At 38.9% G+C, this 22164-nt stretch carries 18 protein-coding genes; 15 read left to right on the forward strand and 3 right to left on the reverse strand.

What is annotated here, in order from left to right; genetic code table 11:
- Nucleotides 1-10: 10 nt before the first annotated feature.
- The 12 genes from AAKU52_RS10520 to AAKU52_RS10575 all read left to right on the forward strand — a co-directional run bounded on the left by AAKU52_RS10520 (nucleotide 11) and on the right by AAKU52_RS10575 (nucleotide 13787).
- A complete protein-coding gene (locus tag AAKU52_RS10520; RefSeq protein WP_354333133.1) occupies nucleotides 11-1888 on the forward strand; it encodes a RagB/SusD family nutrient uptake outer membrane protein in 1878 nt (625 codons plus the stop codon).
- A 39-nt stretch (nucleotides 1889-1927) separates the two neighbouring features.
- Nucleotides 1928-2893: a formylglycine-generating enzyme family protein gene (locus AAKU52_RS10525; RefSeq protein WP_354333136.1), complete on the forward strand. Its 966-nt coding sequence runs from the start codon at nucleotides 1928-1930 to the stop codon at nucleotides 2891-2893.
- A gap of 37 nt (nucleotides 2894-2930) precedes the next feature.
- Nucleotides 2931-4250: a Gfo/Idh/MocA family protein gene (locus AAKU52_RS10530; RefSeq protein ID WP_354333138.1), complete on the forward strand. Its 1320-nt coding sequence runs from the start codon at nucleotides 2931-2933 to the stop codon at nucleotides 4248-4250.
- 54 nt (nucleotides 4251-4304) lie between these two features.
- Entirely contained in the window at nucleotides 4305-5237 is a 933-nt protein-coding gene (locus AAKU52_RS10535; RefSeq protein ID WP_354333140.1) for a hydroxypyruvate isomerase family protein, read from the forward strand.
- A gap of 128 nt (nucleotides 5238-5365) precedes the next feature.
- Nucleotides 5366-5896 (forward strand): RNA polymerase sigma factor, encoded by a 531-nt coding sequence (locus AAKU52_RS10540; protein WP_354333142.1) that lies wholly within the window; start codon nucleotides 5366-5368, stop codon nucleotides 5894-5896.
- 252 nt (nucleotides 5897-6148) lie between these two features.
- A complete protein-coding gene (glpK, locus tag AAKU52_RS10545; RefSeq protein ID WP_354333144.1) occupies nucleotides 6149-7642 on the forward strand; it encodes a glycerol kinase GlpK in 1494 nt (497 codons plus the stop codon).
- Between the two features lie 28 nt (nucleotides 7643-7670).
- A complete protein-coding gene (locus AAKU52_RS10550) occupies nucleotides 7671-8402 on the forward strand; it encodes an MIP/aquaporin family protein (RefSeq protein WP_354333146.1) in 732 nt (243 codons plus the stop codon).
- 214 nt (nucleotides 8403-8616) lie between these two features.
- On the forward strand, nucleotides 8617-9630 hold the full coding sequence (locus AAKU52_RS10555; protein ID WP_354333148.1) for a glycosylasparaginase: 1014 nt from the start codon (nucleotides 8617-8619) through the stop codon (nucleotides 9628-9630).
- Between the two features lie 31 nt (nucleotides 9631-9661).
- Nucleotides 9662-10405, forward strand: a complete 744-nt coding sequence (locus AAKU52_RS10560; RefSeq protein ID WP_354333150.1) for a copper homeostasis protein CutC — start codon at nucleotides 9662-9664, stop codon at nucleotides 10403-10405.
- A 310-nt stretch (nucleotides 10406-10715) separates the two neighbouring features.
- Nucleotides 10716-11513, forward strand: coding sequence for a HipA family kinase (locus AAKU52_RS10565; protein ID WP_354333152.1), 798 nt, complete (start codon nucleotides 10716-10718; stop codon nucleotides 11511-11513).
- On the forward strand, nucleotides 11491-11874 hold the full coding sequence (locus tag AAKU52_RS10570) for a DUF3037 domain-containing protein (protein ID WP_354333154.1): 384 nt from the start codon (nucleotides 11491-11493) through the stop codon (nucleotides 11872-11874). Before AAKU52_RS10565 ends, AAKU52_RS10570 begins: the two co-directional genes overlap by 23 nt.
- Before the next feature lie 8 nt (nucleotides 11875-11882).
- On the forward strand, nucleotides 11883-13787 hold the full coding sequence (locus AAKU52_RS10575) for an AAA domain-containing protein (RefSeq protein ID WP_354333156.1): 1905 nt from the start codon (nucleotides 11883-11885) through the stop codon (nucleotides 13785-13787).
- Nucleotides 13788-13864: 77 nt separating this feature from the next.
- Here AAKU52_RS10575 and AAKU52_RS10580 read toward each other — a convergent pair whose 3' ends face one another.
- The 3 genes from AAKU52_RS10580 to AAKU52_RS10590 all read right to left on the reverse strand — a co-directional run bounded on the left by AAKU52_RS10580 (nucleotide 13865) and on the right by AAKU52_RS10590 (nucleotide 18073).
- Complete coding sequence (locus AAKU52_RS10580) at nucleotides 13865-15058, reverse strand: inositol-3-phosphate synthase (protein WP_354333158.1); 1194 nt, start codon at nucleotides 15056-15058, stop codon at nucleotides 13865-13867.
- 196 nt (nucleotides 15059-15254) lie between these two features.
- Nucleotides 15255-16775, reverse strand: coding sequence for an FAD-dependent oxidoreductase (locus AAKU52_RS10585; protein ID WP_354333160.1), 1521 nt, complete (start codon nucleotides 16773-16775; stop codon nucleotides 15255-15257).
- A gap of 68 nt (nucleotides 16776-16843) precedes the next feature.
- Nucleotides 16844-18073 (reverse strand): dicarboxylate/amino acid:cation symporter, encoded by a 1230-nt coding sequence (locus tag AAKU52_RS10590; RefSeq protein WP_354333162.1) that lies wholly within the window; start codon nucleotides 18071-18073, stop codon nucleotides 16844-16846.
- 65 nt (nucleotides 18074-18138) lie between these two features.
- On the opposite strand from AAKU52_RS10590, the gene cls reads away from it, so the two are divergent.
- From cls to AAKU52_RS10605, 3 genes are read left to right on the forward strand one after another with little or no spacing between them, the layout of a single operon-like run.
- Nucleotides 18139-19593, forward strand: coding sequence for a cardiolipin synthase (cls, locus tag AAKU52_RS10595; RefSeq protein WP_354333164.1), 1455 nt, complete (start codon nucleotides 18139-18141; stop codon nucleotides 19591-19593).
- A gap of 59 nt (nucleotides 19594-19652) precedes the next feature.
- Complete coding sequence (tkt, locus tag AAKU52_RS10600; RefSeq protein WP_354333165.1) at nucleotides 19653-21659, forward strand: transketolase; 2007 nt, start codon at nucleotides 19653-19655, stop codon at nucleotides 21657-21659.
- An 8-nt stretch (nucleotides 21660-21667) separates the two neighbouring features.
- Nucleotides 21668-22144 carry an RpiB/LacA/LacB family sugar-phosphate isomerase gene (locus AAKU52_RS10605; protein WP_354333167.1) on the forward strand — a complete coding sequence of 159 codons (477 nt, stop codon included), beginning with the start codon at nucleotides 21668-21670 and terminating at the stop codon, nucleotides 22142-22144.
- Nucleotides 22145-22164 lie beyond the last annotated feature (20 nt).

Here is a 22164-nt window from a genome sequence, read left to right on the forward strand (position 1 = left end):
TTATTATCATATGAAATCGACAATCAAATACACTTACATATTTACCATTGTTTTTATATTTTCGATTGCATCGGGATGTAAAAAGGACTTTCTAGCATTAACACCACCAGACCAGATACCTGCCGAGGAGGTATGGAAGGATCCTGCATTGGCACAAGCCTTTGTCACCGAAATATATAATGGCCTAAGTGTAGGTGGTTTTTCAGAGCAAATGTTATCATCAGTTTCTGATGAGGCTATGTTTACACATCCTAACCGAGGCATAGATTTGGTTAATGCCAGTATTATTAATGCAACTACTTTAGGTTGGGTCGATAATACCTGGGGTTATACTCAAATGTATAATAGAATTCGTGCCTGTAATATCACTATTGAACGGTTAATGGGTACAGATAATGGCCTTACAGATCAAACATTAAAAAATCAGTTGCTTGGTGAAGCCCATTTCTTGAGGGCTTATTTTTATCACCAGCTAGTTCGTTTTTATGGGGGTGTGCCAATTATTGCCAAGAGCTATGCTTTGAGTGATGACTTCGCTATTAAACGTTCCACTTATGAGGAGTGCATCTCATTCATTGTAAAAGATTGCGATGATGCCGCTGCGTTATTAAATGCAATGACTTTGCCAAAAGGACGCACTTCAGCATTAGCTGCCATGGCCTTAAAATCACGGATGTTGATTAGTGCGGCTAGCGATTTACACGACATAACCACCGCAAAAGCTAAGTCGACCGTAATTAGTGGCTTTCCAAACCCTGAGTTTATTGGCTATTTAACAGGCGACCGTAGCAAGCGTTGGAAAGACGCACAAACGGCAGCTAAAATGGTTTTAGATGCAGGAAAAGGTTACAAATTAACACTTACTTCAAAAGTATCAGCAGCAGATGGCCGAAATAATTATAAAAGCATTGCAATGGGTGGTGGAAGTAAAGGCCCCAATATTGATGCTGCTGCAGCTTCAGAGTTGATTCTTGCCAGGTATTTTATTGACCGGAGCGATATGCGTTTCGGAAGGTTTAATGGTCCTAATGGTTACCATAATTGGGCTGGAAACACACCTATAGGTCTGTTGGTTGATGACTATGAAATGTTGGATGGAACAAAATTTAACTGGACAAACGCTTTACATAAAGCAGCACCGTATGAAAATAGAGATCCGCGTTTTTATGCGACAATCTTGTATGACGGGGCCGACTGGAAACCAAGAGATAAGGTTTCTGGAAATGTGGATCCTGCAAATCAAATACAAACTGGCGAATATGATTTAATGGAAGGTAGCAACATTATTAATTTCAAAGGTTTAGATACCCGTGGTAGTTCTATCGAAAACTGGAATGGCAGCTGGACAGGCTATTACATGCATAAGTTCATTGATGCTGATCCTAATATTGTTGACGCTTCCCATCCTCAGTTCGTTCCATGGCCTTTTTTAAGGTATACGGAAGCTGTTTTAAACTATATTGAAGCAAGTATTGAGTTGAACGAGTTTGGTGAAGCATTGTTGTGGCTAAACCGTATTCGTTTCAGGTCAGGGATGCCAGCCATAGTTTCTGGAAACCAAGCACAATTACGTGATATTTATCGTCATGAGCGCCGAATTGAAATGGTTTATGAAGAGCAGAGGTATCATGATACGCGCCGCTGGATGATTGCCGCTGAAACCTTGGGCCGGAAAACAACTTATATTAAAGTTTCAGGAAAATTTAAAGCCGGACAAACCATGTCTAAGCCATACCATTATGACCCAACGGTTTATAATTATACTTATACACCAACAACAGAAACAGCTCAAGAAAACCGCAAATGGGATGATAAAATTTATTTCAGGCCATTTAGTCGTGATGAAATTAACCGGAATAAAGAGTTAAAGCAAAATCCAGGTTATTAATTTAAAAATGTATTTTTATGATTTAAAATCATTATAATAATGAAAGTGAAATTAATTTTAATCCTTCCGGTACTGATGAGTTCTTTTCTTTCTCTTGCACAGGAGAAAGAAAAGTCTTATCAACAACAAATAAACGGCACAAAACTTAACTTTTCTATGCAGCCGGTTCCTGGAGGAGAATTTCTAATGGGAAGTAAAAAAGGAAAACCTGATGAACAGCCATTGCATAAAGTAAAGATATCACCCTTTTGGATGAGCACTTATGAAATTACCTGGGATCTTTATGAGCCATTTTTGTATAAAGATTATGAAACATCCCATAGTATAACCCCTGTTCCAGCCAATGTAGATGCTGTAACAAGACCTACAAAGCCTTATCTGGACATGACTTTTGGGATGGGAAAAGAAAATCATCCCGCTCTTGCCATGACCCATTACAACGCCATACAATACTGTAAATGGCTTTATGCCCGAACAGGAGTTTTTTATCGCCTACCTACAGAAGCGGAATGGGAATACGCTTGTCGTGCGGGAAGTACAAGTGAATATGCTTTTGATGATGATGCAGCAAAACTTGCTGATTACGCCTGGTTTAGTAAAAACAGTGAAGGGAAGACCCATGCAGTAGGACTAAAAAAGGCTAATCAATGGGGATTGTTTGATCTTTATGGCAATGTTGCAGAATGGACCTACGACCAGTATGATCCAGGTTTCTACGCTACATTGAAAGGCGAAAAACTAATTGATCCTGTAGCCAAGCCAGAAAAACTGTATGCCCATGTTATACGTGGGGGTTCTTTTGAAAGTGAGGCTCAGGACTTGCGTTCAGCAGCAAGGTTAGCATCAGATCCTATTTGGAAACAACTGGATCCTCAAATCCCTAAAAGTAATTGGTGGTTTCCCGAAGCGCCCTTTATTGGAATGCGTTTAGTGAGGCCAGTAAATCCACCAACCAAGGCCGTTATAGATGCCTATTATGACCAACCAGTAATTAAAGACTATTAATAAATAATAAAATTATAACCTAAAAACCAAAACAAACATGGAAAACAAAGAATTACGTGACAAGCGCCGGGAATTTATAAAAGCCTCTGCACTTATAGCTGGTGGTGTTTTGTTAAATCAATTTGCCTTTGCCGGAGGCCATTCATCTGTTGATGACACAATTAAAATTGCCTTAATAGGCTGTGGTGATCGTGGAACGGGAGCTGCTTTCCAAGCATTGAGCACTCAACAGAACATTAAATTAGTCGCGATGGCCGATGCCTTTGAAGATAGAATGGAAAATAGCTATAAAGCGCTATCTGAAAAATTTAAAGATAAAGTTGATGTCCCTAAAGAGCGCCGTTTTGTAGGTTTCGATGCCTATCAAAAAGCAATTGCCCTGGCAGATGTCGTATTATTAGTTACCCCTCCAGGTTTCAGGCCTATGCATTTTGAAGAAGCCATAAAGCAGGGTAAACATGTTTTCATGGAGAAACCCGTGGCTGTAGATGCTCCTGGCATACGGAAGGTGTTAGCCACAGCTGAGATTGCCAAACAAAAGAAATTAAATGTTGTTGTTGGTTTGCAGCGCAGGTATCAAACCAATTACTTAGAGTCGATGAAAAGAATTCAGGACGGGGCGATAGGCGACATTGTAGGTGGACAAGTATATTGGAATAGTGGTGGTGTTTGGGTTAAAAAACGTGAGCCCAGCCAAAGCGAAATGGAGTATCAAATGCGTAACTGGTATTATTTTAACTGGTTATGTGGCGATCATATAGTTGAACAACATGTTCACAATATCGATATAGCAAACTGGGTAAAAGGATCCTATCCTGTATCAGTTCAGGGTACTGGTAGTCGCGCTTGGAGAACAGGGAAAGATTATGGAGAGATTTATGACAACCATGCAGTAGAATTAACCTATGCTGACGGCGCCGTTATCTATAGCCAGTGCCGTCATTTTGAAGGCACAGAAAATCGGATAGATGAGAGTTTTCAGGGTACAAAAGGTCGTACCTATTTATCTGGAAGTAATAAAGCGGTGCTTTGGGATCACAAAGGTAAAGAAATTTACAACCACCCCACTAAAGGCAACCGCAACCCTTACCAAACAGAACATGATGAGTTGTTTGCAGCTATTGCCAAAAGGGAATATAAGTTTGCTGATGCAGAACGGGGTGCAAAAAGTTGTTTTACTGCAATCATTGGCAGGTATGCAACCTATTCCGGTCAGACTATTAAATGGGATGATGCATTGAAAGCAGAAAACAGTTTGATGCCAGATCAGTTAAGCTGGACAGCCAATCCAAAGTTAATGCCTGATGAAAACGGATTGTACACTATTGCCATGCCTGGCAAAACGAAAGTAATTTAAAACTTAATTTTAGCAATGAATTTTTTTAGCAAACACTAATTTAACCCCGCTTAAATGAACCGAATTGAATTTTTAAAAAATAGTATGCTGGCAACTGCATCGGTGGTAGCTGCATCCACTTTAAATGCAGTTGCCGGATCTAAACAAACCGACAACTTTGCCGCTTTAAAAGGCGAAACTTTTAACCTTGATTATGCCCCACATCAGGGAATGTTTGCTAACCATGCAGGTAAAAGTTTCCTTGATCAGATTAAATATATGCATGAACAAGGTTTCAGAGCTATAGAAGACAATGGCTATTTAGCAAGATCAAAAGAGGAACAAACTAAGATTGGAGAATTATTAGCCAAACTAAACATGAGAATGGGGGTTTTTGTGGTAGATGGTGGAGATAACTGGAAGACTTCACTGACAACAGGTAAAAAAGAATTTAAAGATCATTTTATCGACACTTGTCGCCAAACAGTCGAAGCCGCAAAAAGGTGCAACGCTAAATGGGTTACTGTGGTTCCCGGTTTTTATGAGCGGAAGCTTCCTTACGGTATACAAATGGCTAATGTGGTAGATGCTATGCGTGCCGGGGCAGAAATTTTTGAACCTCATCAGTTGATTATGGTGTTGGAAACTTTAAGTGATACCCCTGAATTGTTTTTGCAACAAACACACGAAACTTATAGTGTCTGTAAAGCAGTCAACAGTCCGTCTTGTAAAATTCTTTATGATATTTACCACATGCAAAAAACCGAAGGAAACCTGATTGTTAATATCGATCGTTGTTGGGATGAAATTGCATATATTCAAATTGGCGATAATCCAGGCAGGAACGAGCCGACTACAGGAGAAATTAATTATAAAAACCTGTTTAAACATCTTTATCAAAAAGGCTACAAAGGAGTGATGGGTATGGAACATGGTTTATCTTTAAAAGGAACTGAAGGTGAGTTGCGGCTTATACAGGCCTATCGTGAGGTTGATAGCTTTGTTTAGAGACTTTATAATGGTTAAATACTGATAAACAAGTAGTTGTACTGAAAAGTTTTAACTAAAAGAAAACAGAACAAGCGATTTTTGGTATGAGAATTGATCTGTTGTATATACCTAAATACAACAAAGCTATGGAACCAAAATTGACTGATTTTAATCATGAGTTGTACTTATATAAGGACTCTCTACGGTCTTTTGCCTTTTCTTTTACTAAAGATGCTGATGATGCTGATGATTTGGTACAGGAAACCTTGTTAAAGGCCATTCATTATGCAACTAAGTTTAAGGAGGGTACCAACCTTAAAGGCTGGCTGTATACCATTTTGAAAAATACCTTTATCAATAGTTACCGGAGGAAAACAAAAATCAACACGTTGGTTAGTGTAACAGATGAAATATCATCTGAGCAGTTGCGGTATAGCGCATATACCAACAGAGGCGAAAACAAATGTATGATGGATGATATACATAAAGCTTTGGATAAGCTGCAGCCAGAATATTACATTCCTTTTATTAGGTACTTTGAAGGCTATAAATACCACGAGATAGCACAGGATCTCCAAATTCCTATTGGCACAGTTAAAACGAGAATACACGCTGCCAGAGGTATTTTAAAGAGTAATTTAAAAATGTATCAGGAACAGTTTGGCAGGCATAAATAAAGCACTAATAAATAAAATCAAGGGGCTGTCTCATTAATAATGATGACAGCCTTTTTTATGCAATTATATGATGTTGATTGCATAAAAAAGCTTTTGCTTCTATGTAGTACAACGTAACATTTTTGTTTAAAATTCTATTTCATTATTATTCGAAATATTTCCTTTACTTTTACTATAGTTTAATACGAAATGGCGATGCAATAAAAAGAAAGCCATTACCTCTTAAGCATCCTAAATCAACCTAAACTTTAAATGGAAAAATACATTTTATCTTTTGATCAGGGCACAACAAGCTCAAGGGCAATTGTTTTTAACAAACAAGGAGACATCGTATCTGTTGCTCAAAGAGAATTCACACAAATCTACCCTCAATCTGGCTGGGTAGAGCACGATGCAAGGGAAATATGGTCTACTCAGGTTGCTGTTGCAACCGAAGCCATCCTAAAAGCAAACCTTAAAGCTGCTAATATTGCTGCAATTGGCATTACCAATCAACGGGAAACTACTGTAGTATGGGATAAAGATACGGGCAATCCAATTCACCATGCCATTGTTTGGCAAGACAGAAGAACCGCTGCCTATTGCGATTCTTTAAAAGAAGGCGGATTTGCATTAAGCATTCAAAAGAAAACCGGACTTATTGTCGATGCCTATTTCTCCGCTACAAAAATTAAGTGGATTTTAGAAAATGTAGCGGGTGCAAAAGAAAAAGCTGACGCAGGAAAACTATTATTTGGTACCATTGATACCTGGATAATTTGGAATTTAACCGGGGGAAAAGTTCATGTAACTGATGTCACCAATGCCTCAAGGACTATGCTTTTCAATATTCATACCCTAAGTTGGGATAAAGAGCTCATTGATTTATTTCAGATACCAGAAAGCATGCTTCCGGAAGTAAAATCTTGCAGTGAAGTTTACGGAGAGACTTCTGGAAGTTTATTCGCTGAAAAAATACCGATTGCAGGTATCGCTGGAGATCAGCAAGCTGCCTTGTTCGGTCAGATGTGCACCCAAAAAGGAATGGTAAAAAACACCTACGGTACTGGCTGTTTTATGTTGATGAACATTGGAGAAACGCCTATATTATCAAAAAATAATCTGGTCACCACCGTTGCCTGGCAAATTAACGGTAAGGTACAATACGCACTGGAGGGCAGTATTTTTATTGCAGGGGCAGTAGTACAATGGCTTAGGGATGAGCTTAAAATCATTTCCACCGCTCAGGAAGTTGAAAAACTTGCTGCAAGTGTGCCAGATAATGGCGGCGTTTACCTGGTTCCTGCATTTGCTGGTTTAGGTGCTCCACATTGGAATCAATATGCAAGAGGAACAATTTTCGGCATATCAAGGGGTACAAAAAATGCACACATTTGTCGTGCTGCCCTTGAAAGTATTGCTTATCAGACCATGGAAGTATTGAAAGCTATGGAAGCAGATTCGGGCATAATCATTAAGGAATTACGTGTTGATGGTGGTGCAACAGCAAATGATATGCTGATGCAGTTTCAGGCCGACGTACTTAATGTAAAGGTAGTTCGCCCAAAAGTAACTGAATTAACTGCCATTGGAGCGGCTTATCTTGCCGGTTTGGCCATTGGCTACTGGGATGATATCGACGAAATTCAGCAACAATGGAAAATCAACCGTCAATTTGAACCGCAACACAAAGACGACATGGAATCGTTGATTAAAGGATGGAACAAGGCAATTAGCGCTGTTAAATTCTGGGCTGCAGCCGAATAAATTAAATATTAACAAATAACCTTATTTTATGAATGCTTTTATTGCCGAAATCATTGGTACTATGATCCTGATTCTATTAGGCAATGGCGTAGTGGCGAATGTAGTTTTAAGTGGAACAAAAGGTAACAACGGTGGCTGGATAGTAATTACCACTGGCTGGGCGCTGGCGGTTTTTACAGGGGTGGTCATCGCTGGTCCATATAGTGGCGCACATTTAAATCCTGCTGTAACTATTGCACTTGCTATTGCAGGTAAATTTAGCTGGGCACAAGCACCAGTGTATATTCTTGCTCAATTTATTGGTGCCATGCTGGGTGCTTTTCTGGTATGGGTGATCTATAAAGACCATTTTTTGAAAACAAAAGAACAGGGACTTAAAGCTGCGGCATTTTATACTAGTCCGGCCATTAGAAATAACATTTCCAACCTGTTGAGTGAAATTATTGGAACATTTGTACTCATTTTTGTGATTTTCCATTTTGCAAATGGAGAGATGGGAGCGGAAAAAACACCAGTAGGACTAGGTTCTCTAGGTGCCATTCCTGTAGCTTTCCTGGTTTGGGCAATTGGTCTTTCTTTAGGCGGTACCACAGGATATGCTATTAATCCGGCACGCGACCTCGGTCCGAGGTTAATATATGCCATCCTGCCAATTAAAAATAAAGAAAAAGGGCATTGGAGTTATGCCTGGATTCCTGTTATCGGACCAGTAATTGGGGCGGCAGTTGCTGCTTTCTTATATTTAGTATTAAAAGGCTAGTAATTAATTCGATAACCAAAAGTATCTTGATTACAAATAAATCCAGCTGTTACGTAGTTTCCCTTTAAATGCTACTCTAGCAATGAAAAAAGAACTTTAACAAATTCATAATCTCTTATTTTCTTTACCACAAGCGTAAAGAAAATAAGAGATTTCTGCTTTTCGGGATATTTTATTAATATTTTAGCCGTTTAAAAAGTTGTAAGTCCGAGTTATGAAAAAAGGTTTTAACCGTAGGTTTTTTTTAAAGGCTTCTGCATTAACTGCAGCCTTTGTAGCAATAGATAAAACAAAGGCGGTCGCTATGCTGCCTGTTAAAGCCGCAGTACCCATAAAACCGATTGTCATTTCCACCTGGGATTTCGGTGTAGCCGCGAACAAAGCGGCTTGGAAAGTACTCTCCAAAGGCGGTCGAGCATTAGATGCCGTAGAAATTGGCGTGCAGGTGCCCGAGGCCGATGCTAACAACCATTCAGTAGGTTATGGTGGCTTTCCCGACCGTGATGGCAAGGTTACCCTAGATGCCTGTATTATGGACGATTTCGGTAATTGCGGTTCGGTAGCCGCTTTAGAATACATTAAGCACCCTATAGCAGTAGCCAGAATGGTTATGGAAAAAACACCACATGTGCTTTTGGTTGGCGATGGTGCTTTGCAATTTGCTTTAGAGAATGGTTTTAAAAAAGAAAATTTACTCACAAAAGAAAGTGAACGTGCATGGAAAGAATGGCTTAAAACGGCGAAATATGCACCGGTTATTAATATTGAAAATATGCCTGGCAATCAATATAACCATGATACCATTGGCATGTTAGCTATTGATGCCAAAGGAAATATTTCTGGTGCCTGTACCACCAGCGGTATGGCTTTTAAATTACACGGCAGGGTGGGTGACAGTCCCATTATTGGTGCAGGACTTTATATCGACAATGAAATTGGCGGTGCTACCTCTACCGGCGTTGGTGAGGAAGTGATTCGTAATGTGGGTAGTTTTTTAGTCGTAGAACTCATGCGACAAGGTTATTCGCCAGAAGATGCCTGTAAAGAAGCGGTAATGCGTATCATTAAAAAGAAGCCTGCTGTGGCAAAGGAAATTCAGGTAGGCTTCCTGGCCCTGAATAAAAAAGGCGAATACGGGGCTTATGCCATTCAAAAAGGTTTCAGCTATGCGGTTTGTAACGAATCGAAATCAGATCTCCTGGTTCCAGGAAAGAGTTATTACCATTAAATAATTATATGAACAGTTTAAATAACAGCAAATGATTCAAATGGAAGTTTGTACCAACGGCGTAGCGTCTGCATTGGCAGCACAACACGGCGGAGCCATAAGGGTAGAACTTTGCGATAATTTAAAGGAGGGTGGTACTACACCTAGTTATGCACAAATTAAATTAGCAAAGGAACTTTTAACCATAAAAGTTTACCCCATTATCCGGCCACGTGCAGGTGATTTCGTCTATTCTGAATTAGAGTTTAACTTAATGAAGGTAGATATAGCTATTTGTAAATCATTGAATTGTGATGGAATAGTTTTTGGAATCCTCCAAACTGATAGCCGTATAGATAAAGAAAGATGTGCTGAATTAATTGCTTTGGCAAAACCCATGAAAATTGGTTTCCATAGAGCATTTGACCGTTGCGCCGACATGGAGCAAGCTTTAGAAGACATTATTGAGTTAGGTTGCGAAAGGATCCTTACTTCAGGAGGCGCAGCTAATGCGCTGGATGGGGCGGAAAAAATTGCCTCCCTAATCAAAATTGCTGCTGGCAGAATCAGTATCATGCCCGGAGCAGGAATTAGGGAGACTAACATAGCGGACATTATCAGGATAACCGGCGCCACAGAATTTCACTCTACCGCTAAAAGTGTTGTCAAAAGTGATATGAAGTTCAGAAATACAGCATTAAATATGGGCCTAACGAATGACGAATATAACTTCGAACTCACAGACGAAGAAATTGTAGAAAGTTTAATTGAAAAAGCCAATGGCAAGCAATATTAAAGTACGTTGCCAGTGCAGCAATTGTGAAGAGCTTACGTTGATTTAGTAAGTGCAGCGCAAGCACTCTGTTTAACTGTAAAGCCGGACCAAAGCCGCAGTAAATACGGAGCAAGTAGGGAGCTGGTAGGGACCTCGTTCGGGTTAACCGAAACCAGGTGCGGATTAGCTGCACATTAAATGAGTTCTTATGCTATGGCATACCTAATTGTAACATTAACCATTAACTTTTAAAATACTACCTTTGTAAAAGTTGAAGTAAATGAGGTCAACCATTGACCAATAAGTATTTAAGGGAAATAAATTTATAAGTATGAACAACAATTCACCTCACATCCGTACCGTGAATGTGATCAGGTATGTAACCCCATTACGTGAAGGGGGCTCCATGCCTGCTATTGCGGAAGCAGATGATGAGTTTTTATATGTTTTGAAATTTAGAGGTGCCGGGCAGGGACCACGGGCTTTGATTGCCGAACTTATTGGTGGAGAAATAGCTCGTAAGCTGGGGTTAAGGATGCCAGAAATTGTGTTCGCCAATTTGGATGAAGCCTTTGGCCGCACGGAAGCAGATGAAGAAATACAAGATTTATTGAAATTTAGCGTAGGACTGAATCTTGCATTGCACTACCTTTCGGGGGCAATTACTTATGATCCTGCGGTTAATACTGTTGAGCCTAAGTTAGCTTCACAAATTGTTTGGCTGGATTGTTTGCTGACCAACATGGACAGGACCGCGCGCAACACCAATATGCTCATGTGGCATAAGGAATTATGGCTAATTGACCATGGTGCTTCTCTCTATTTTCACCATTCCTGGCAAAATTGGGAAGAGCAGGCTAAAAAACCATTTATTTTGATTAAAGATCATGTATTGTTGTCGCAAGCCTCAGAACTCTTGGCCGTAAATGAAGAATATGCTGCTATATTAACCTCTGATTTCATTCAAACTATGGTAGCTCTAATACCTGATGAATGGTTGGCCGGAGATACAACATTTGAGACACCTGAAGCACACAGACAGGCCTATGCTTATTTTTTAAACACAAGAATAGCCAATTCCTCCATATTTGTTAAAGAAGCGCAAAATGCAAGAGCAATACTTATATGAGTATGCGCTCATTCGGGTTGTACCTAGGGTAGAACGCGAAGAATTTATGAATGTGGGTGTCATTCTTTATTGTGCTAAGCTGAAATTCTTGAAAATAATTTACACCATTGACCCCCTAAGGTTAAAAGCTTTGTGTGCAACGCTGGATTTGGAAGAACTGGAAGAACACTTAGGCGCTTTAGGAAAGATCTGTGAAGGTGGTAAATCTGGTGGCCCCATTGGCAGCTTAGATAGTCCATCCCGGTTTAGGTGGCTTACGGCAACCCGCAGTACTATAGTACAAAGCTCAAAAGTACACCCCGGGTTTTGTTTGGATGCGGCATTGACCCTTGATAACTTATTTTGCACCATGGTTCTTTAAATTACAATATGGAATATTTTCAACGTCTTTTAGCCCTGCTGAAATTAGAGCAGGACGAAGATTTAAAATCCTATAAAAGATTAACAGAAAGTTCTTCTGTAGCAGAAAAAAGAAGTAATGGACTTTCCTGGTATCCCATTGCGATAAAAGGTTCTGAAATGAGTCGTGGTGAATATTTGACTGTAGAAGTGGAAAGAACATCACATTTGGATACCCCACATCAATTACGGTTTGGCATGCCTGCGGCTTTATTTTCTCAGCATCACCCAGAGCACCGTACTGAAGGAATTATTGCTTATAGCAGTGGGAACCGGCTTAAAATCACACTAAAAACCGACGAATTGCCCGACTGGTCTACCGGAGGGAAGTTAGGTATAGACCTGTTGTTTGATAATAACAGTTACGATGAAATGAAAAAGGCTATCAAGCTAGCATCAACAGCAGATGAAAAGTCTGAATCTCTGGACTTAATCAAAATCCTGACCGGCCAGAAGAAAGTTACTTCCCACAAAGAGCTAGAAATAATTGTAAATCCTAAACTTAATGTATCACAACAACTGGCGGTAAATAAAATACTTTCAGCAAATGAATTAGCAATTGTACATGGCCCTCCTGGAACAGGTAAAACAACCACCCTGGTGCAAGCCATTAAGGCTATGCATAAGCAAAATGGCCAACAAATTCTGGTGGTTGCACCAAGCAATACAGCAGTAGATTTATTGACGGAAAAATTGGCTGATGAGGGCTTATCTGTATTACGTATTGGGAATCCTGCAAGGGTTTCAGAAAAATTGATGGCTTTAACGCTCGACAGCAAAATGGCTGATCATAAAAGCATGAAAGAAATTAAGGCTTTGAAAAAGCAAGCTAATGCTTATAAAAACATGGCTCATCAATACAAACGTAATTTTGGAAGGGCAGAAAAGGAGCAAAGGAAACAGCTTTTTGAAGCAGCTTATCAAATATTAAAGGAAGTAGAGAAAACTGAAAAATATATCGGCCAGCAGGTTATAGGTGAAGCTCAAATTATTACGGCAACCTTAGTGGGCTCCAATCATTATACGATACGGAACCTTAAATTTCATACGGTGGTAGTTGATGAAGCCGGACAAGCATTAGAACCAGCTTGCTGGATACCAATAATGAAGGCGCAGAAAGTAGTATTTGCAGGCGACCATTGTCAGTTGTCGCCAACAATAAAATCAAATGAAGCTGCCAGAGGTGGTCTCAGTACTACTTTATTTGAGAAATGCTTCACTTTAAATCCAGAGGCAGTAGTGCTGTTAGAAGAACAGTATCGCATGAATACGGCTATTATGGGTTATCCATCGGCAGTTTTTTATCAGCAGCGATTGAAAGCCCATGTTTCCGTAGCAGATCATGTTTTATTTCCAGGCGATGCGCCATTGGCTTTTATTGATACAGCAGGTTGTGGTTTTGATGAAAAGTTAGCAGGAACAAGTGCAACTAACCCTGATGAGGCCGTATTTTTACTAAAGCATTTAACCCAAACGGTTATTACCCTTCAAAGACACTACAGTCCGGAAAATTTTCCCAGCATTGCCATCATATCACCTTATAAACAACAAATTCAAGTGTTGAAGGATTTGATTCTACACAGTGAGGAATTATTGGGCCTGAAAAACAAACTTACGGTAAATACGATAGATAGTTTCCAGGGACAAGAACGAGATTTAGTTTACATCAGCTTAACCAGAAGTAATGCAGAAGGGGTTATAGGCTTTCTTACCGATATCAGACGGATGAATGTGGCCATGACAAGAGCCAGAAAGAAATTGGTTGTAATTGGTGACAGTGCAACACTTTGCAGACTTCCTTTTTATGCAGATTTTATCAGTTATGCAGCGCAGTTGGATGCTCATCAAAGCGCTTGGGAGTTTATAGCATTATAATTAAATAGAGGTCACAAAAAAACAGGCCTTGTTTTTAAAGCAAGGCCTGTTTAAATACTGCAAAAAAAGCAGGATAATTATTTTTTCAATTGTTTTCTTGTAGACGCCGTTAATTCGCGGTTAGCCAGGGCATGACATTCCAGAATTGCATCGCTAAACATCATTTGTTGCGGTGGTGTTTTTTGAGTAGAAGCAGAAGGACCTCTTAAGGCACCAACTAAACCTAATTCTCTGGCAACATAAACGTACCTGATGGCATCAATTACTACACCTGCAGAGTTCGGTGAATCCTGAACAGATAATTGTGCATCAAATATAACTGGCGCACCCATAAATCCTTCTAATTCCAAACGGAAATTGGCAACTTTATTATCACCGTAGTAAGGGATGTATTCTGATGGACCGGCATGTAAAAAGCTATTTTCAGTAGAAATACCCCTGATATCGTTTTGAGCCCTAATTACATTCTCTTTTGAGATTTTTTTAGATTTCAAACGATTTTTATCTTCCATATTAAGGAAATCGGTATTACCACCAACATTTCTTTGGATATGGGCTTTTACATGGTGTCCACGTTCAAAAGCAAGCTCCTGAAGCATTTGAGAAACAATACTAGCTCCAAACTGACTGCGCATGTCATCACCAATAATTGGAATACCTGCATCAATAAATTTCTGTTCCCAAACTGGATCAGAAGCAATAAATACCGGGATACAGTTTACTAGAGATATACCTAATTCAATACAGATTTCTGCATAAAACTCTGTAGCCAATTGAGAACCGACAGGCAGGTAGTTAATTAAAACTTCAACCTGGTGTTCTTTTAAACGGGATACAATTTCACTTCTTAAAGTAGCAACAAGTTCTTTGTCATAAGAAACAGTGTCTTTTAAAAGATCTGTATTTCTTAGTTCCTCCTTGATAACGAATCTATTAGCTTCAGGATAAGCCTCCATCAATGGAGAAACACCATCAAGCACCGGAGACCTGTAAATTGGAGCTTCGGTAGTTACGTCGTCATTTAATATGATTGTACAATTTGGTTTTGCAAGAATGGCAGCTTTTAACGGTTGGCCAATTTTCCTCTCATCTATTTCAAACCCACAAACAAACACTATATTTTTTGCCCTATAACCACCAATATCATCAGTCATTAAGCCTGATTTTTGTTCGTTGTTTTTTGTGTAATATTCTACACCTTGAACCAATGAACTAGCGCAATTTCCTACGCCTAAAATTGCAACTTTGATTTTATTTTCTGGGTTATGCATTATTTGGTATTATTGTTAATTTTGTTAATTATAATGTGATTTAAAGTGGGCAAAAATATTGAATCTGCTGAGATTTTTCCTAATCAAACTACAAAAGTTTGCCATAATTACAGTTTTTAGCAAAAGTTTGACAATTCAACAACCAAAAAATAGAGTTACTGACCATTTCGGTAAAAAGTTAAAAACATAATTATAATTAATCGATTTGAATTTGAGTTAAATTGTTACTTGGTGGGCCATTTAATACCTCGCCGGAAATCGAGTACCGGCCACCATGACAAGGGCAGTCCCAGCTTTTTTCTACCTCATTGAAATTCACGATGCATTTAGCATGGGTGCAAACGGGATTTAAAGCTGTAATCCGACCATCATCAGCTTTATAAATGGCTAATTTTTTGTTTTTGTATTTCAGTACGCTACCTGTACCAGGTTCTAATTCACTTAAAGAAGCTATTGCTGTAGCAGATAGGCGATCCATCACAAAGTGAACAGCAACATCTGTATTTTGTGTAACGAATTCTTCAAAACCAGCAATAGGCTTAATTCTTGAAGGGTTGAGCAATTCGGTATAGGGATTAGGGATACCCAATAGTTGATCAGAAATTATTTTCCCCGCCAGGGTGCCGAATATCATACCATTACCACCAAAACCAGTGGCAACATACAATTGCTCCTCTCCAGCGGGTAGTAAACCAATATACGGTAGTCCATCGGTAGAAATATAATATTGTGACGACCATTGGTAATCGATTGAATCTACATAAAAATATTTCCTTGCATAATCGGCAAGATTTTTAATTGCTTTTTCAGGGTCATCATGACCGGTTTTATGATCTTCTCCCCCCAATACGAGGTATTTTTGACCATTTATTTCATGAGTGCGGAAATAATGATAAGGCTCTTGCATGTCATAGACCAAGGCATCAGGATAATCTTCGTTTTTCAGCTTTAAACCCAAAACATAGCTTCTATAAGGTGCACACCTAAAATCCAAAATATTAATGCCAGGAGGCAGATGAGTGGCATAAACCAAGCTCAAAGCTTTAAGGGTTAAGGTATCACTTACAGCAATATGAACGCCATTATCGAATGTTGTATTTTTGATAAAAGTATTTTCAAGAATAGTGCCTCCTGCTTCCACAAAAATTTTAGCTAGGTGGTACAGGTATTTCAGGGGATGAAACTGGCCTTGGTTGGTAAATAAGACTGCCATTTCAAAAGGTATAGGTACGCTGTTTTCCCTAATTTCAACAGCGTTAATTCCAGCTTTTCTGATAGCTGCTAAAGTTTCTACTAATTTTTTGGTCTCTTCTTCATTTTCCGAATATAAATAAGCATCCTTATATTCAAAATCGCAGTCAATGGCATAAGCGTCAACAAAATCTTTGATCATGGCGAGGGTGCTTACCCCCGCTAAAGCCATAAGTTTAGCCGCATCTTCTCCAAAGTCATTTTCAATATCAAGGTAGGAGGCGTCGAAAAAAGTATTGAGGTGAGCAGTAGTTCCACCCGTTGTACCATAACCTAAAGTTTTTGATTCGGCCAGAACACAATTTTTACCAGCTTTTTGAAGCAAAAGCGCAGTTGTAATACCTGTGATTCCGCCACCAACAATTAAAGTATCATAAATAATGTTACCAGCAGTTATTGGGGCAGGCTGCCAATTTAATTGAACATCTTGCCATATACTTTTCGTATTGCTATCACGCTTTTTCATCTACTCATTTTTAATGTCTTTATAACACATTCTAATAAAAATGGTTTAGAAAATTAATGATTGCTAAATTAGCCTGTAGTTGCTAACCCTTTTAACCAGTTTTTCCCTTCGGTAAACCTGCTCACTAGCATGGCCGATACGTTATCGCCAGTGGCATTTAACAAGGTGGCCATTGGATCGACCAATGTGCCAATAATCATAGCAGGAGGTAAGGCTTCAGGTGGAAATCCATAAGCTGAAATAAATAAAAGTTCACCTACGTAACCACCATTAGGGATACCACCTTCCACAATACTAACCAGGATGGTCATTCCCACTGCCAAAACAATAACATCAGCACTATCAAAACTCTTTCCAAACATGGCAAATACTACGGCCATTTTAATAATAGAAGAGATACTGGAGCCATCTTTATGTAAGGTTGCACCGAGTGGAATGGTAACATTGGTGATGTAATCTGGGACACCAATTTTTTTGCATGCCTCTAAATTAGCAGGTATAGTAGCTATACTGCTACATGTGCCAATAGAAGTTGCAGAAGGAACAATATTATTTGGCCAGAATATTTTCAACCCCTTCATGCCTCCGGCAATGAAAGCATATAAACTAAAGATAAAAACAAAGTAAAATGCCGCTACACCGTAATATAAACCTAGAGAACGTGCGTAGGTACCAAATAATTGAGGACCGAATACACCGACCTGGTAAGCAAAATAAGCACCTAAACCAATAGGCGCCAATTTCATGATGAGGATAAAAACATTTTTAAACACTTCATTACCAGAATTTAGAAACCTTGAAAAAGAGGCCCCTTTTTCTCCCGAATGCAAAGTTGCAAAGCCGATTAAAACGGAGAAAATGATCATTGCCAGCATGCTTTTTCTGGAAAGTAATTCATAAAATTCTCCTGTAGTGAGCATGCTTGTAATCTGGTCGCCTATAGGTTTTTTTGCTATGACTTCAGTTAATTTAATGACTTGAATATTTTCATGAATTGGGAAAATATATACAGCGAAAATAGTGATTAAAGCGGCTATTATAACGGTGCTTAAGAACACCAAAGACATCACACCCATCATTTTATTGAGTTGGTTTGTTGTACTCAGGTTTGCAATGGCCGAAGAGATGGCAAAAAATACCAGTGGAATTACAGCCGTGAAAAGGAAATTTAAAAAGATATCACCAATTGGTTTTAAAACCTCTACTTGCTTACCAAAAATCAAACCAGCAATACTGCCGAGAATGATTCCAATAAGCAATAAAATTATTCCTTTATAGTTTTGAAAAAACTTATTCATCAATTAATATATTTATATAGGTGTGAAAGATATTGCTAATTTTAAAAATGCACAAACTTATTTAAATGAATTGGATATTTATAGCTGAAATTATTTACGTATTTCTTGTTATTGCAGTGTGTCTTCGTATCATATATGACACCAATAACACGAGTAAAACCTTATCTTATTTACTGCTGACCTTGTTTTTACCATTTGCAGGAATGATCATTTACTTTTCTGTAGGCACAAATTACAGGAAACGGAAATTATATAGCAAGAAGCTGATTAAAGATGATAAACTGCGAAAAGAAATTACCCATAGAATACATGTGCAATCTGAAATTGTAATGGGACAGAAAAAACCAGAAGTTAAAAAATTCAAAAAACTGGCGAGGCTTTTATTAAATGGTAGCTTAAGTCAGCTCACAGAAAACAACCAGGTGGAGTTATTACTGAATGGTGAAAGGAAATTTCCTGAGGTTATCAAATCACTAAAAGCTGCGAAACACCACATCCATATCGAATATTATATATTTGAAGATGAGGTGATAGGTCAGCAGATTAAAGAGGTGTTGATACAAAAAGCAATAGAGGGGGTACAAGTTCGTTTTATTTATGATGATTTTGGCAGCCGGTCTATCCGGAAAAAACTGGTGCCAGAAATGGAAGCTGCAGGGGTTAAATGTGCTCCGTTTTACAAGATTAAATTTATGAAGCTTGCCAACCGGGTCAATTACCGGAATCACCGTAAAATAATTATTATTGATGGACATATTGCTTTTACTGGAGGTATAAATGTGAGTGACCGATACATTAATTCAACAGAAGAACCGGAAAAACTTTACTGGAGGGATACTCACGTAAAAATTATTGGTGAAGGCGTTTATTATTTACAGTATTTATTTATCAATGATTGGAATTTCTGTTCTGAAGAAGAATTGGTCCCTGAAAAATCCTTTTTTGATAATGCGGAACTTATACCAAGTTTAGGTGCTGTGGTTCAAATAGCTTCCAGCGGGCCAGATTCAGATAACCCAACGATACTTTTTTCTTTATTAGATGCGATTGGCCTTGCGGAGGAGGAAATTTTAATTACTACACCTTATTTTATTCCGGGTGGAAGTTTACTTGATGAAATTACTGTTGCTGCATTGAGCGGTATTCAAATTAAACTTCTGGTGCCGGATAAATCTGATTCATTCACTGTAGATGCAGCTGCACGGTCCTATTATGGAGAACTATTAAAAGCAGGCGTGGAAATATATCTGTATAAAAAGGGCTTTATTCATGCGAAAACATTGGTTTCAGATACGCAATTGTCGATTATTGGGACGGCAAATATGGACCATAGAAGTTTTGATTTGAATTTTGAGGTAAACACCATGATCTATGATGCTGATTTTGCCCGACAATTACGGGATGTTTTTTATGAGGATTTAAAAAATGCAGTAAAAATTAATCCAGATGAATGGTTTGAACGCCCTTTACATAAGCAATTTCCTGAAAAAGTAGCTCGACTGATATCCCATCTCCTATAATATTTTTAAAACTGTTTATGATTGCAAACGTTATTTAAACACCTATCAATCTGAATACTATGGAATATAAGAAAGAGCTTGAAGACCTTGCAATCAATACAATACGATTATTATCAGTGGACGCAGTACAAAAAGCAAATTCCGGACATCCGGGAATGCCAATGGGAGCTGCACCAATGGGACATGTACTTTTCACTAAATTCATGCATTATAATCCTAAAGATGCACATTGGCCAAACCGTGATCGTTTTATTTTATCTGCTGGCCATGGCTGTATGCTCCAGTATAGTTTACTTTACCTTACTGGATATAACCTTACGCTCGATGACATCAAAAAATTCAGACAACTGCATAGCAAGACTGCTGGTCACCCGGAATATGGGCTTACCGATGGAATTGATGTGACCACCGGGCCGCTGGGTCAGGGTTTTGCAAATGGTGTTGGATTTGCTATTGGACAAAAACATTTGGCGGCCCGGTTTAACAAGCCTGGGTTTGATTTGTTTGATTATAAGATTTATGTGATCTGTAGTGACGGGGACATGATGGAGGGGGTTACTGCTGAGGCAGCATCTTTAGCTGGGCATTTAGAATTGGGCAACCTGATTTATTTATATGACGACAACCATATTTCTATTGAGGGAAATACAGGAATAGCGTTTACAGAAAATGTGGCTCAACGGTTTGAAGCCTATGGCTGGCATGTACAAATAGTGGAGGATGGAAATGATGTGAATGCTATAGCAATTGCTGTTCGAAATGCACAAGCTGAAACACAGAAACCATCATTAATAAAAATAAGGACACAAATTGCTTATGGCAGTCCGAATAAAGTAAATACCGCTGGCGCTCATGGTTCACCGCTGGGCGAAGAGGAAGTGAAGCTGGTGAAAAAATTCTTTGGATTTGATCCTTCGAAATTTTTTCATGTACCAAAAGAAGTTTTAACTTATTACCGTTCTATTGGTGAGAAGGGAACAGCAGTAGCAGAAAAATGGCAAGAACTTTTCAATCAATATAAAGCGCAATTTCCAGATCTGGCCTTAGCATACGAGACTGGCTTAAATGGTCAACTTCCAGAAGGTTGGCAAGCAAAATTACCTACATTTGAAGGTGATGAAGAAATAGCTACCCGTCAGGCATCAGGAAAGGTGTTAAATGCCTTAGCAGCCTATTTACCTGGTTTAATTGGCGGTTCGGCCGATCTGGCACCATCAACGGATACGAACTTAAAGGAATTTACATCATTTAGTTCTGAAAACAGAAATGGTCGTAATTTTCATTTCGGTGTTCGGGAACATGCGATGGGCTGTGCACTTAATGGAATGGCTTTAACAAAAGGTGTTATCCCTTACGGCGCTACTTTTTTGATTTTTTCAGAATACATGCGCCCGGCCATCAGGCTGGCGGCAATAATGAAGATTAACCCTATATTTATTTTCACCCATGATAGTATTGGGTTGGGTGAAGATGGAACTACTCATCAGCCAGTAGAGCAACTTATTTCTTTAAGATCGATTCCAAATATTACGTTAATCAGGCCCGGAGATGCAAATGAAACCAGTCAGGCCTGGCGTGTGGCTCTAGAACATCAAACAGGTCCAGTTATTTTAGTTTTAACCAGGCAGGGTTTGCCTGTTATTGATCAACAGAAATATGCCAAAGCGAGTGAGCTGGAGAAGGGAGCCTATGTTTTGTCTGATGTAGAAAATCCGGAACTTATTTTGATTGGAACAGGCTCAGAATTGAGTATTGTTTTAGCTGTACAAGGTAAATTAAGTAAAGAAGGCATTGCTGCCCGTGTGGTGAGCATGCCATCATGGGAATTATTTGAAAAACAAAGCGCGGAGTATAAAGAAAGTGTTTTTCCTAAATCACTAAAAAATCGTCTTGCTGTAGAAGCAGGTTCTACTTTAGGTTGGCATAAATATGTTACAGACGATGGGGATATAATAGGTATGAAGGGTTTTGGAGCCTCTGCTCCGGCAGCGGATTTGTTTAATTTTTATGGTATTACAGTAGCGCATGTAGTAGAACGTGCAAAAGTGCTAGTCGGTAAATTATAAAACAGATTATGATTAATAAGAGAAGAATGAATATTGGAATAGCAGCAGATCATGGTGGATTTGAACTTAAAGAGTTTCTTATTGCCCATTTAAAAACAGTAGGTATTGAAGTTATAGATTTTGGGGCATTCGCATTGGACAAAACCGATGATTATCCTGATTATATTGTACCCCTGTCGAAAGCTTTAGCAGAAAAGCGAATTGAACGTGCTATAGCCGTTTGTGGAAGTGGGGTTGGTGCTTCTATTGTGGCGAATAAAATAGCTGGGGTACGGGCAGCTTTAATTACAGAATATTTTTCAGCACACCAGGGGGTGGAGGATGATGATTTAAACATGATTTGTTTGGGAGGGAGAATTACAGGCGCTAATTCTGCGCAAGAATTGGTTACCGCTTTTTTGAATGCTAAATTTTCTGGTGAAGAACGGCATGTGCGAAGGTTGGAGAAGATAAGCAAATTAGAGTTGCACATTCATAATAATTAAAACTGTTCCTTGTCCTATTC

Origin of the sequence: Pedobacter sp. CG_S7 (assembly GCF_040544395.1) — a bacterium.
In the GTDB taxonomy this organism is placed as follows: domain Bacteria; phylum Bacteroidota; class Bacteroidia; order Sphingobacteriales; family Sphingobacteriaceae; genus Pedobacter.